The following is a 13144-nucleotide window of genomic DNA, read 5'->3' as shown; positions in this document are numbered from 1 at the left end:
GCAATTATAGGTGTGGAATATAAAACTGTCTGCTTCCTGTCAGTTTATTTGACAATAGTTTGACTGAGTTAGAATTTATCAAACAATTGATTTTGTTTCATAATCGGAACAATACTATTTCTAAGTTACTCAATAGTTCTTAACTATGGCACTTCACAAGAGTGAGACTGTTGAGGTAAGTTGGAGTGAAAGACAACGGTGAGGAGACACAATGAGTAAACCATTACGAGAATTGCTCAGCCTACTACAACTCGAAAAATTAGAAGAAGGCTTGTTTCGTGGCCAAAGTGAAAACCTAGGTTTGCCTCAAGTGTATGGTGGCCAAGTGATTGGGCAAGCGCTTTCTGCTGCGCGCTACACCGTTGAAGAAACACGCGCGGTGCACTCCTTCCATAGCTATTTTTTGTACCCTGGTGATCCAGAAAAGCCCATCATTTATGATGTAGAAAACCTAAGGGATGGCCGTAGCTTCAGCACCAGACGCGTTAAGGCGATTCAAAATGGACGCCCTATTTTCTACCTAACGGCGTCTTACCATGGCGATCAACCTGGTTTTGATCATCAAAAGGAAATGCCAGACATTCCTGGTCCAGAAAACTTCGCCTCTGAGAGTGAGCTTGCTAGCCATATAGCCGAATTTCTGCCAGAGCGACTACGCAAAACATTTTGTGGTGAAAAGCCAATTGAAACCCGTCCTGTTACGGTCATCAACCCCCTAAAACCCAAAAAAGCAGAGCCTAAACAGTATCTTTGGATTCGTGCCAATGGTGAAATGCCAGAGAACCTGCTTATACATCAGTACCTGTTGGCCTACGCATCAGATTGGGGATTCCTCGTGACAGCAATGCACCCGCATGAAGTGTCATTAATGACGCCAAACTTCCAAGTTGCCACCATTGACCATTCAATCTGGTTCCACCGTCCGTTCAAAATGGATGAATGGCTGTTGTACGCGATAGAAAGCCCAACAGCGAGTAACACTCGTGGGTTAGTGCGTGGCGAAATCTATAACCAGCAAGGTCATTTAGTGGCAACCGCAGTGCAAGAAGGTGTAATGCGCTATACCAAGTAACCACTAAACCCTAAACGACAAAAGGAGTGCTCAGCACTCCTTTTTTGTGGGTATCAAACGATAATTAATTTGGTTGATACTTCATAGTAATGACCGACCATTCGTAAAGTGATTTCGGGTAACCGTATTCGCTTTTCCCGTAAACGACATTTGGGTCAGCATAGAATCCACCTTTATCCGTTGCTAAAAATTCACGCACCCCACGACGGTAAGTAATGATTGGTGCAGCCAACTCATACTCTATGTCTTCCAAATTAGAATCATCAATCACTAAGAACCGAGTCATACGGATAGTGCTACCGCTGGTACAATACCCTGGATCATCATAACCAATTGCATTAAAAGGCTTAAGGTCATCAGCAAATAGCTCTGATGTACATCCATCGAATCGAGCAACATGCACCCATGCTGCCTTTTCTTGTCTTCGGTCATCGCTACCAACTGGCTTAAACATAAATAGCACAACCTTACCTTTACCGTATTTTTGCAGCTCGTCATCCGTCGGTTCACGTACCGAACGCGAACTCAAGATACCAAATTCACTCTCTTCTAAATTGGCAAACTGTGGGGCACTAAGCGTGCTCACAATAACGGTTTGTTCGCTATTAAGTTGTGTGTATTTATCTGCAACACCCGACTCTGCCAAATCGACACTAACCGTGACTTTTGTTCTTGGTAACGCTTTGTAATCTCGCGATTCACTCTCAGAGATGTCTAGCGCAATAGAATGGTATTGAGAGTAATTGGTTAGCGTCAACTCTGCATTCGCATTGTCTAACGTGGCAAGATCTTTGCTCACAGTATCGCCAAATGAGTAAGTGCGAGTACCGACCGTTCTACCGAAATCTAAGTCAATTGCCTTGAAAGGCGTAAACTCAACGGTTTGAAGTTTCGTGGTAAGACCGGGATGATCCGCTTTATTAATGGTGCCGTTAACCAATACGGTTTTAGTTGTATAGTTACGTGCAGTTAGCGTCACTTCTAATTGGTACTCGCCTGCGTGCAAAATCTTCAAACGCCCCGTTTCAGAAGAGACTAACTCAACCACAGGATCTTTTTGGTTAATAAGACGATAGCTGGCTTTCGCCTCTCCTCCACTCATCACTGGTGAGATAATAGTACCCGCTGAAAAGTCTACCGTTGGATAAGCAATCGATACAGGGTTTGTGCCCTGTTTGATCGTGACAGAGAAACTGCTTTCACCCGGAGTAAATTTATCGTCCCCTGCATCCGATACAACAACTCTTGTGCTGCCAGCATTGAGGATGCGCATCTCGCCCGTTTTGCTGTCTAGGGAAACCACATCCGTTGCTGCATTTTCTGCAAATCGATACGAAACTTCGCCAACCGTACCAGAGATGGTCGGTTTTTGAACATAAGGCTGGCTGGTTTTCCAAGTCTCTTCCACATCGGATTGCACATCAATCCGACTCGGCGCACTAAGAATATTAACGTACACTTTCTGATCTGGACCCGCAGTATAATTCGCGCTCTCCTGTCTGCGAACTGTTAACGTCGCTTTACCCGCTTTGTAAACATAGGCACGTCCATCCGCAGTAACCTCTATAACATCTGTAGCAGTGTTATCAACGAGTTCTACATGATCGTTACTTGTACTTAAACCAAAGTCACGACGAAGATCAAAGCTATAGTCTTTGCTATACACCATTTCATAATCTTGTGTCACCATGGCTTGTCCCGCAGCTTTCGCTACTTTGATGACTACATTAAACTGAATTGGTTGATATAAATCCCCACCATCATCTTCAAACTTAAGACGATATTCACCAGCCGTCTCTACTTCTAACTTGCCATCGGTCATTCTTAAACCGTCCGGTAAACTACCGACTAGGCTTACGTTGCCTTTTTGTCCTGAAAATGCCAAAGGAATTGAGAGGCTAGGCTGATAAATAAGCGACATTTCAATGTCGTTCATCACTGGATGAGGCGCGCGATTAACTTCAACATTGAAGCGAGCTTTACTTGCAGGATAATTACGCATTTCATGCTCGTAGATTTCAACTTCAGCCGTACCTACACCTTTGATCAGCAGTGCTTCACTGCTCATAGACTTAGCGATAACATCTGTGCCGCTAATAATTCGCAGTGAATAGTCGCCGCGAGCATTCGTCACCTTAGGGAAAATTCGGCCACCTTCCTCATAAGTTTTCACAACATCCGCTACGCTGATTGTTTCGCGTTGACCTTGTTTTACATCCACAACAAATTGCGCCGTTTGCTGCTTATCTAAAAAGGCATCGCTGTAAGTTGCTGTCGCCTCAACGGTTAACTGCCCAACATTATGAACAAGGAGCACACCTGACTCAGGGTTGAGTAACTCGGCAACTTTGTTGTCTGGTTCGCTGCGAATGATTTTGTATGTGATGCTTTGCGTTTGAGCTTTATCTAAACGTGCAGGTTCTAACGTCAGCCCTTCTCTATATTCGTCTTCCAGCAAGGCGAATTGAAGTTGCCCGGATGCTACTCCATGAAGCTTCACCGTCGCGCGAACTTGCTTCGGCAGATAAAGCTCGTTACCTGAGTCAGTAATCAGTACCGACGCCTGACCAATTGAGCCTAATGAATATACCGAACCGTTCTGATCAACCCGAATCAAGTTATGACCACTTTCTACTTCATAACTCAATTCACCTTTTTGGCCACGAACGGTCAGCGCTTTCCCTTCAGATTCGATTGCATTGAAGTTTAGATCACTAACCGAAAGGTCTGTGTTAATACCTCGTTCCACAGTGATAGAAAATCGTGCTTCAGAGGATTCATAAGCAGAACTGCTATCCGTAGCCAGAATTGTTGCCGTTCCTGGACGCAAAATTTGTAGCATTCCAGAGTCATTAATTTTCACAACATTTAGCGGATTAGAGTCAATGACTTGATAAGACACCGAGCCATGTACATTGCTCAATTTTGCCTCTGTAACGGTTCCCACGCCCTCAAACTTCAATACCGTGTCTTCAGCTTTTAACTGTGGACGGCTCTGCTTAGTTATCGTGGTTGGTGTGTTTGTATTGTTCGTTTTAGAGTCACCTCCACCACCACAACCAGCGAGTAAAGCTGCGAGAAAAAGCAAATAATATTTTCTGTTCATTTTTAGAAACACTTTGTCACAAATAAGTGCTAGCGATAATAATACGATGTTTTATTAATCACTATATCCATTTTTGAGTACTTTATTACTTAAGTATTTGCTACTGTATTACGCATAAAAAGAAATGTTCAGAAGTGGTGACTAAAATACACAAAACAACACTAAGCAAACGTTTAAATTAAACCAATTAATTAATTTAGTAAAAATGAATATTCAATAAAAATAAAACACGAAAAATAAAGAGAAAAAATTGCGTTATTTTTTCATGCGTTTTGCTGTATGGGCGCTTAATAAAGGATAAAAAAACAAAACATTTAATGCGGAAATAGAAGAGAGAATAAATATCGTTTATATTTATTCCAATCCAGTAAAAAGTAACCTAGTTAGAATAACCCTGCTACCTGTTAACACTTAAAATGCTAACAGGTAGAGTAACCATTAAATAAAATTCGTATAAAGCTATTTAGTTGAGAAGTGGTAACTCAGTCGTATATTTAATGGATTCCATAGCAAATGTTGAAGTCACATTAGACAGTCCCTTTACACTATTAACTAAGCGCTTATAAAACTCGTCAAAACACTTCATATCTTTGACTAGCACTTTCATCATGTAGTCATACTCGCCGGCCATACGATAAAACTCCATAACCTCAGGGAAATCACTCACTGTTGTGACAAAGTGGTGATACCAATCTTCGGAGTGATCGATGGTTTTTAGCTGAACAAAAGCGATAAAAGACAGGTCGAGTTTTTCTGCACTCAGTAACGCCACGCGCTTTTCGATGTAGCCTTCTTCTTCCAACCTTTTCAAACGCTTCCAACATGGCGTTGTTGTCAGATTTACCTGCTCTGCTAACTCATTTAATGACAAGGTGCTGTCGGTTTGTAACAACGCAAGCAGCTGCTTATCGACTCGATCCAAAATCATCCTATAAAACCCACAAAGTGTAGAAAACTTTTCTATCAAAACATCTATTACCAGCAACTATAGCAAAGTTTTTCTCTCATATTATAGGTAAATTATTCCCATCTAATGCTTATCTATCGATTTCCAAGGAGAGACGCCATGTGTACTGACCACAACTGGATCAACAATGCAGTGCGTAAAATTGAAGCAGACTTTCAACGTTCTGCTGATACTCATTTATTTAAACTCGAACTGCCTTCTCTTGATGGTATCGATATCTACCTAAAAGATGAGAGCACGCATCCAACAGGCTCTCTGAAACACCGATTGGCACGCTCGTTGTTTCTTTATGCGATTTGTAACGGATGGATTGGTCCTGAAACCACAGTGATTGAAGCGTCCTCAGGCAGCACTGCCGTTTCAGAAGCGTATTTTGCTCGCTTGCTTGGCTTACCGTTCATTGCTGTTATGCCGAAAACCACCGCACGTAAAAAGATTGAACAAATTGAGTTTTACGGTGGTAAAGCGCATCTTGTAGAGCGCTCAGATCAGATTTATGACGAGTCTCGACGCTTGGCTCAAGAGTTAAATGGTCACTACATGGATCAGTTTACTTATGCTGAACGTGCGACTGACTGGCGCGGCAACAACAACATTGCGAACTCTATCTTTAGCCAAATGGAACTAGAAGATCACCCAATTCCTAATTGGGTAGTAATGAGCCCAGGAACTGGTGGTACCTCCGCAACCATTGGCCGTTTTATTCGTTACCAAAAATACGACACCAAACTGTGTGTCGTAGACCCTGAAAACTCGGTGTTTTACGACGCTTTTCAGTCAGGTAATCACTCATTAAAAGGTGAGACCGGCAGCAAAATTGAAGGCATCGGTCGACCACGTGTCGAGCCAAGCTTTATTGCCGGTGTTATTGACGAGATGCGCAAAATTCCTGATGCGGCAAGTGTCGCGACCGCGCATTGGGTTTCTCAACTCATTGGGCGTAAAGTCGGTGCATCAACGGGGACGAACCTCTACGGTGTGCTTCAACTGGCCTGCGAAATGAAACAACGCGGTGAAACAGGCTCTATCGTGACACTTTTATGTGACTCTGGTGAGCGTTACTTAGATACGTATTACGACTTAGCATGGGTAAAAGAGAACATCGGTGATATTCAACCTTACCTCGCGCAACTTGAAGTCATTCAAGCGAAAGGCTGTGTCGAACCGGCATGTTGCGGTCCAATTACCGCTTAAGATGCAAATTCGAATGTAAAAAACAGCCCGCTTATTTGCGGGCTGTTTTTTTGGAAATGAGTATTACTTTTTCTGACGCGCTTCAAACGCCGCCAATTGTTCTGGCGTTGCCGCTGGCTGATGATTTTGTTTCCATTCATCGTAAGTCATGCCGTAAACACGTTCGCGAGCGTCATCAATATCTAAATCCACACCGAGATTTTCCGCTTCAGCTTTGTACCATTTGCTAAAGCAGTTGCGACAGAAGCCCGCAAGAATCATGAGGTCGATGTTCTGCACGTCTTTATTCGCGTCTAAATGCGCCAATAAACGACGAAATGTCGCCGCGTCTAACTTATCTTGTTCTTCTTGAGTCAGATTTTTATATTTGAATTCAGCCACTTTCCTTTCCTTCTCTCTTATTTGATTGACGTTAGTCACCATACCGAATAGTAAGTTCTCCAGCCTAGGAAGTCTGCTTTAGCGCAACAATTCTCAGTCTAAATGACTACCTTTGCGTAAAAGCTGATATGATAAACGCCATCTATCTTATTGATTAAATTAATATTAACACAACTCATTACAACGGTCTTTTACAAAGGTTATCGTCAAGTTATGAAAAACGCCATTCTATTATTGTCTGCCTTGACCATCAGTGTGCCGACTTTTGCTGCTCAAGAACAAACTCATCAATCTTATTTTTATCTGGGTACTGGTAACGTCGGTTTTGATACACCCTATTTTGGCTCAGACAGAGACAATGAGTGGTCCACACCACATATCACTGTTGGTTGGGGCTATCATGTTAATCAATACCTTGCGTTTGAAGGTGTGCTTCGCTACTCCCAAAACGAACTTAAAAACGACACACTGAAAACAGATTTGGATTTGCACTATTACCAAGCGGGTATGTCAGCAGTATTGACCAGTGATAACCTTGGCGATACACCACTTTCTTTGTTCGGCCGCGTGACCGCGTTAGGGACTCAGGCAGAAATGTACGTTCCAAACCAACAAAAAGTCACCGATGATTCAGGAGCACTATTCAATATCGGTGCTGGTGTCCATTGGGATATGAGCAAAGACATCTGGTTGCGCGCAGAGTACATCTATAATGTCGCAGATATGGGCTTTGAAGATTTTTACGACAGCTACGAAGGTGTGCAAATTAGCTTAGGGAAACGCTTCTAACATTAGGTAGCACCAAGTTACCAGAATTGAAATACAAACAAGCCGAGGTTTTTACCTCGGCTTGTTTTACAATCTACGGTGTGTCATCAGTTACTGAGCGGAGAACTTTTCTGTTGTCTCTTGATTCACATGGCTACTTGGTTGCCCGGCATCGAGAGAGTGTAAAATGCCATCTTGACGATCCTTTAGTGCATTCGTTAACGTCGGAAGTGCAGTGGTCGCTAACAACGCCATAACACCCGCAACTAAAACCATTTCTACCATGTAACTACCACGTACTTTTTTCAAGAGAACACCTCAAATAATAATAGGTATATGCTGCTTTCCCGGCATGACACCTAACAAGACCCGACATTCAGTCAATACGATGAGCGAGTCCTGTGCCCCTCGAAGAAGTGGCGAAATAATAAACAAAAATAATCATTAGATCTATAAGTAATCACTCTCAATATAAAAAAACACCGAACAACTTTTGTTCGGTGTTTTCAATCAAAGCTTTACGTACAGCGGCTAAGGATGAGCAATACGGCCTTTTGTATCGTGGCTGAGTGCTTTGTTCAATTCTGCTTCTACATGACCTGGCGCCTGTGTTTTCGCCGAAATCAATCGGTACATAGCCGGGATGACAAACAAGGTCACCAATGTCGCAAATCCCATCCCGAAAAAGATCACGGTACCCACGGCAATACGGCTCTCATAACCTGCCCCTGTCGAAACGATCAGCGGGATGGCACCAGCAAGCGTGGTAAATGCTGTCATCAAGATCGGGCGTAGACGTCGCGCAGCTGCATCAATAACCGCTTTTTCGAATTCAACACCGCGGTCTCGCAACTGGTTGGCAAACTCAACAATCAAAATGCCGTTTTTCGTCACCATGCCGATCAACATGATCATGCCAATCTGGCTGTAAATGTTCATGCCTTGCCCCATCACAACCAAGCCAAGGAAGCCACCAAATACGCCCATCGGCACCGTAAACATCACCACTAACGGGTTCACGAAGCTTTCAAACTGAGCCGCTAACACGAGATACGCCACAAGCAATGCCAACGCAAACACGACAGCAACACTCGCTTGGTTCTCTTTAAAGTCTTTTGACTCGCCAGAATAACTCACCGAGATGTCACCTGGTAAGTTGTCTATCGCTTGTTGATCAAGGTAATTCAGCGCGTCTCCTAATGTGTAGCCTTCTGACAGATTAGCCGTAATAGTGATGGATTTCTGTTTGTTGTAGTGAGATAGACGAATAGAAGCTGCCACTTCTTCAATTTTAGTGACCGCGTCTAACGTCACTAACTGCCCACTATTGGTTCGCAGATAAATCTGGCTTAAATCCGCAGCATTATTAAAGCTGTTTTCATCACCACGAAGATACACATCATACTCTTCGCCACGCTCAACATAAGTCGTCTCACTTTTACCACCAAGCATGATTTCTAGCGTATCAGAGATGTCTTTGACACTGACCCCTAGTTCTGCGGCACGCTGTCTGTCGACCGTAACCAATAGCTCTGGCGTTTTCTCTGAGTAATCGATCTCAGCGCCTTCCATCATTGGCGATTCTTCTGCTTTGTTTTTCAACATTTCAGCCCAGACGAGAAGTTCATCGTAATCAGAGCCACCTAATACAAACTGAACAGGCTCACTCGAACCACCTTGGAAACCAGGCATGAATGGGAACACTCTAACATCAGGTATGCCAGCCAGTGCGCCACGCACTTTGTTAAGCGCTTCCTGAGCTGTTACATCTCGCTCGTTCCAGTCTTCTAGAATCATGATAACAAAGCCGGTTTGGTCGCCTGCCTGTCCACCAAATGCAGGCGTTTGGATACTAAACGACTTCAGATACCCTTGCCCGAGTAATGGCATCAATCGGTCTTCAACAATGTCCATATTGGCTGACATACGATTGTATGACGTGGCATCAGCCCCGCGTACAAACGCAAACATCACGCCGCGATCTTCTTGAGGGGTCAACTGGGCTGGCACTTGGTTCATCAAGAAGTAACTGCCGCCCAAACACGCCAGAATCACCAGCGGTGCAGCCCAACGCATTTTCAATGCGCCTTTCAATAATGAGCGGTAACCACTCTCAAGTTTACTAAATAGGCGATCGACCACTTGATTAAATCGATTTGGTTTTACATTCGCCTTCAAAATCTGACTACCCAATACAGGAGTTAATGTTAGGGCGATCAAAGACGAGAAAATTACTGACATCGCCAACAAGACAGAAAACTCCGTAAATAGCAGACCTACCATGCCATCCATAAAAGAAATCGGCAGGAATACCATCACCAGCACTAGCGTTGTCGCGATAACGGCAAAGCCTACTTCCCGCGTGCCTTTATAGGCCGCAAGCAAAGGCGATTCACCACGTTCGATATGGTGGAAGATGTTTTCAACAACCACAATCGCGTCATCCACTACCAATCCGATAGACAGGATCAACGCCATCAAGGTGATTAAATTGATAGAAAAGCCAAAGTAATAAGCGGCAATGAATGAGGAAATCAGCGATACCGGAACCGTAACAGCTGGGATCAAGGTTGCACGAGCTTGACCAATGAAGATGTACAACACCAAAATAACCAAACCGCCCGTAATAAACAGCGTGCTATATACCTCTTCTATCGAACGCTCGATAAACACCGTCGCATCGTAGTCGATAGCAAGCCGCGTTCCTTCCGGCAAGAACTTCTGGATGTTATCAACTTCAGCTCGAACTAATTTTGCTACTTCTAACGGGTTCGCATCAGACTGAGGAACTACCCCCAAACTAACATTGACAACGCCATCGCTTTTAAAGGTCGAGTTTTCGTTTTCTGCACCGATAAAAACATCAGCGACATCTTTCAAATAGATAGGCGTGTTGTCGCTTGCCCTTTTAATCACGAGGTACTGAAAATCTTCCGGCGTGTTATAGCTGCGCGCTGTCCGTACCGACATGACTGTCGAGTCATTACGAACTTCACCACCCGGACTTTCTAAGTTTTCACTTCGCAGTGCCGATGTAATGTCCGAAGCCGTGACTGAGCGCCCCGCCATCAGCTCTGGCTTAAGCTTCACGTACATCACCTTGTACAAACCACCAGAGAGATCAATGGAGCTCACCCCAGAGATCAAGCTAAAGCGATCCATCAGTACACGTTCTGCATAATCCGTCAATTGAGTGCGGTCCATCTCTGCAGAGCTGAGGTTAATATAGAGGGAGGCCTGACCTGAACCGTTATTCTTGTAGACAATTGGATCGTCCGCTTCATCAGGTAGCGAACGTTGAGCGCGAGCCACCGCATCGCGAACATCACTAACACCCGTATTGAGATCGTAGCCTAGCTCAAAAGTGATCGTAATACGCGAACTGCTGTTTCGCGTCGTCGAACTGATCTCATCGATTCCGCTGATGCCTGAAAGCTGATCTTCTAATACAGACGTAATTTGACTCTCGATGATCGTCGCGGAAGCGCCCTCGTAACGCGTACTAATGGAAACGACCGGACTTTCAATGTCCGGCATTTCTCGCACCGCTAGTTTCGTAAAGGATACAAAGCCAAATACACACAGCAGCATACTCAATACCAACGCTGCGACTGGGCGTTTTACAGAAACGTCAGAAAGTAACATTAGTTTGCTTCCTTAGCCGCTTCGTCTTGCGTGCTTTGAACACCTTGATTACCAGTTGCGTTAGCTGTTTTGGACTTTCCTGGTGCGATAATTTCCTTAACTTCAACACCATCTCGCATATTAACGATGCCCTGTACAACAATTTTGTCGCCAACTTCAACGCCTGATTCAATAACGACTTCGTTATCGACACGAGCACCGAGAATGACTTCTTGTCGAGTCGCTTTATTGTTGTCATCGATGACGTATACGTAACGCTTGGTGCCAGAGTATTCTAGTGCTTGAACTGGGATAATTGGCGCTTCAATCGCTGGGAAGGCCAATGATGCATTCATTAACATGCCCGGTTTTAAGCGGTTTTCAGGGTTTTCAAACTCAATACGCACACGCAGATTCAGCGTTTCTGCGCTGATTCGCGTATCAATACCTGTGACTTGACCAGTAAACGTCTGTTCACCCCATGCACTGGTTTTGGCAATGACTTCCATACCAATAGAAAGCATTGATAAATAGCGCTCCGGTACTTGTAAATCCAGCTCCATGACGGAAAGGTCATCCAAGGTCAACAGCTCTGTACCCGCGCTAACCATTTTACCGCGACTAAAATCGATGAAACCAACAGTGCCAGAGAATGGAGCCGTAATATGAAGATCGGCCAAATTTGCTTGAGCGGCGTCCAGCCTTGCTTGTGCAATTTCAACGCTTGCTTTTTGTGCGTCGATCTCAGTTTGGGTGATAGCATTTCGCTTAACCAAACGTTGAAACTCTTTTAGCTTACGTTGTTCATCTTTAAGGTACGCCTTTGCTTCAATCAAAGCGGCTTGAGCCTTATCATCATCCAACTTGATTAACAGCTGACCTTGTTGGACATTTTGATTCGCTTTAACAGCGATTTGATTCACTTTGCCGGCGACTTCCGATGCAACAACCACAGACTCCGCCGCTTCTAATTTACCGATAAGCGATAAGGATTGATTGATCTCGTGCGTTTCTACTTGTTCAGTTACGACGGTAACTGCTGAGCCTCGCATAGCTGCGAAAGCTGATGGAGAACTCATTAATATAGAAAGCGTTAAAACAGATAACGATAACGTGGCTTTCATGCTCATGATATTGACTTCTAAACGAATAAACTTATGTCATTAAACTGCTTACATTTTATCAGTAGATACGTGGTTTAACGTCAAGTAGTGTAAATTCAAGTAAAAAGAGCGTTTCTCTTCTGTTCAAAGGACACACAAAACGCTGACTTTCTACCATCTTTGCCCAAAAAGACAGCATTCAACGTAAAAACACAAGAAAAACGCTTTACAGCCTGAGCGAGTTTGCTATGATTCGCTCCGCACTTGGGAGATGAGTTGGGAAAACATCTTGCTAAGTATAAAAATCCTCTGGAGGGGTTCCCGAGTGGCCAAAGGGAGCAGACTGTAAATCTGCCGGCACTGCCTTCGATGGTTCGAATCCGTCCCCCTCCACCATATTCTTTCTTGTGTTTTTCCTTTAAACATAAGAACAACTTGGAAGTTAGGTTGGGAAACTATCTTTTAAGTATAAAACACCCTGGAGGGGTTCCCGAGTGGCCAAAGGGAGCAGACTGTAAATCTGCCGGCACTGCCTTCGATGGTTCGAATCCGTCCCCCTCCACCATATTCTTTCTTGTGTTTTTCCTTTAAACATAAGAACAACTTGGAAGTTAGGTTGGGAAACTATCTTTTAAGTATAAAACACCCTGGAGGGGTTCCCGAGTGGCCAAAGGGAGCAGACTGTAAATCTGCCGGCACTGCCTTCGATGGTTCGAATCCGTCCCCCTCCACCATATTCTTTCTTGTGTTTTTCCTTTAAACATAAGAACAACTTGGAAGCTAGGTTGGGAAACTAACATTCAAGTATAAAACACCCTGGAGGGGTTCCCGAGTGGCCAAAGGGAGCAGACTGTAAATCTGCCGGCACTGCCTTCGATGGTTCGAATCCGTCCCCCTCCACCATATTCTTTCTTGTGTTTTTCCTTTAA

Annotated in this window: 9 protein-coding genes and 4 tRNA genes; 7 read left to right on the top strand and 6 right to left on the bottom strand. The window is 44.1% G+C overall.

The window, feature by feature from the left end:
• The first annotated feature begins 211 nt into the window (after window positions 1-211).
• On the top strand, window positions 212-1072 hold the full coding sequence (gene tesB, locus D8S93_RS20520) for an acyl-CoA thioesterase II (RefSeq protein ID WP_005390581.1): 861 nt from the start codon (window positions 212-214) through the stop codon (window positions 1070-1072).
• A gap of 64 nt (window positions 1073-1136) precedes the next feature.
• Here tesB and D8S93_RS20515 read toward each other — a convergent pair whose 3' ends face one another.
• Together D8S93_RS20515 and D8S93_RS20510 are read right to left on the bottom strand one after the other, a co-directional pair.
• Complete coding sequence (locus D8S93_RS20515; RefSeq protein WP_152815175.1) at window positions 1137-4178, bottom strand: cadherin repeat domain-containing protein; 3042 nt, start codon at window positions 4176-4178, stop codon at window positions 1137-1139.
• Between the two features lie 463 nt (window positions 4179-4641).
• Window positions 4642-5106 (bottom strand): Lrp/AsnC family transcriptional regulator, encoded by a 465-nt coding sequence (locus D8S93_RS20510; RefSeq protein WP_053807138.1) that lies wholly within the window; start codon window positions 5104-5106, stop codon window positions 4642-4644.
• A gap of 138 nt (window positions 5107-5244) precedes the next feature.
• On the opposite strand from D8S93_RS20510, the gene D8S93_RS20505 reads away from it, so the two are divergent.
• On the top strand, window positions 5245-6339 hold the full coding sequence (locus D8S93_RS20505; RefSeq protein WP_005390576.1) for a PLP-dependent cysteine synthase family protein: 1095 nt from the start codon (window positions 5245-5247) through the stop codon (window positions 6337-6339).
• Between the two features lie 63 nt (window positions 6340-6402).
• Here the strand turns inward: D8S93_RS20505 and D8S93_RS20500 are convergent, their stop codons facing one another.
• Window positions 6403-6720, bottom strand: a complete 318-nt coding sequence (locus D8S93_RS20500; protein ID WP_005390574.1) for a DUF1244 domain-containing protein — start codon at window positions 6718-6720, stop codon at window positions 6403-6405.
• Window positions 6721-6933: 213 nt separating this feature from the next.
• On the opposite strand from D8S93_RS20500, the gene D8S93_RS20495 reads away from it, so the two are divergent.
• Window positions 6934-7509 carry a porin family protein gene (locus tag D8S93_RS20495; RefSeq protein ID WP_152815172.1) on the top strand — a complete coding sequence of 192 codons (576 nt, stop codon included), beginning with the start codon at window positions 6934-6936 and terminating at the stop codon, window positions 7507-7509.
• 90 nt (window positions 7510-7599) lie between these two features.
• Here D8S93_RS20495 and D8S93_RS20490 read toward each other — a convergent pair whose 3' ends face one another.
• The 3 genes from D8S93_RS20490 to D8S93_RS20480 form a co-directional block, all read right to left on the bottom strand.
• On the bottom strand, window positions 7600-7797 hold the full coding sequence (locus D8S93_RS20490) for a type II secretion system protein (protein WP_005390570.1): 198 nt from the start codon (window positions 7795-7797) through the stop codon (window positions 7600-7602).
• 222 nt (window positions 7798-8019) lie between these two features.
• Complete coding sequence (gene vmeF, locus D8S93_RS20485) at window positions 8020-11133, bottom strand: multidrug efflux RND transporter permease subunit VmeF (protein ID WP_046874696.1); 3114 nt, start codon at window positions 11131-11133, stop codon at window positions 8020-8022.
• Window positions 11133-12242, bottom strand: a complete 1110-nt coding sequence (locus D8S93_RS20480; protein WP_152815169.1) for an efflux RND transporter periplasmic adaptor subunit — start codon at window positions 12240-12242, stop codon at window positions 11133-11135. Before D8S93_RS20480 ends, vmeF begins: the two co-directional genes overlap by 1 nt.
• A gap of 284 nt (window positions 12243-12526) precedes the next feature.
• Between D8S93_RS20480 and D8S93_RS20475 the strand changes: the two genes are divergently transcribed.
• From D8S93_RS20475 to D8S93_RS20460, 4 genes are all read left to right on the top strand, one after another.
• Window positions 12527-12611, top strand: a tRNA-Tyr gene (locus tag D8S93_RS20475).
• An 84-nt stretch (window positions 12612-12695) separates the two neighbouring features.
• Window positions 12696-12780: transfer RNA gene (locus D8S93_RS20470), tRNA-Tyr, on the top strand.
• A gap of 84 nt (window positions 12781-12864) precedes the next feature.
• A tRNA-Tyr gene (locus D8S93_RS20465) sits at window positions 12865-12949 on the top strand.
• Between the two features lie 84 nt (window positions 12950-13033).
• Window positions 13034-13118, top strand: a tRNA-Tyr gene (locus tag D8S93_RS20460).
• Window positions 13119-13144 lie beyond the last annotated feature (26 nt).

It is taken from the genome of Vibrio sp. VGrn 2 (assembly GCF_009361695.1).
Lineage (GTDB): Bacteria > Pseudomonadota > Gammaproteobacteria > Enterobacterales > Vibrionaceae > Vibrio > Vibrio diabolicus.
This window is presented reverse-complemented; position numbering and strand designations above follow the sequence as displayed.

Bases quoted from the DNA above. Each gene is read 5' to 3' on its own strand.
- D8S93_RS20480 (WP_152815169.1), bottom strand. From the start codon at position 12,242: ATGAGCATGAAAGCCACGTTATCGTTATCTGTTTTAACGCTTTCTATA.
- D8S93_RS20505 (WP_005390576.1), top strand. From the start codon at position 5,245: ATGTGTACTGACCACAACTGGATCAACAATGCAGTGCGTAAAATTGAA.
- D8S93_RS20515 (WP_152815175.1), bottom strand. From the start codon at position 4,178: ATGAACAGAAAATATTATTTGCTTTTTCTCGCAGCTTTACTCGCTGGT.
- D8S93_RS20510 (WP_053807138.1), bottom strand. From the start codon at position 5,106: ATGATTTTGGATCGAGTCGATAAGCAGCTGCTTGCGTTGTTACAAACC.
- D8S93_RS20495 (WP_152815172.1), top strand. From the start codon at position 6,934: ATGAAAAACGCCATTCTATTATTGTCTGCCTTGACCATCAGTGTGCCG.
- tesB (WP_005390581.1), top strand. From the start codon at position 212: ATGAGTAAACCATTACGAGAATTGCTCAGCCTACTACAACTCGAAAAA.
- vmeF (WP_046874696.1), bottom strand. From the start codon at position 11,133: ATGTTACTTTCTGACGTTTCTGTAAAACGCCCAGTCGCAGCGTTGGTA.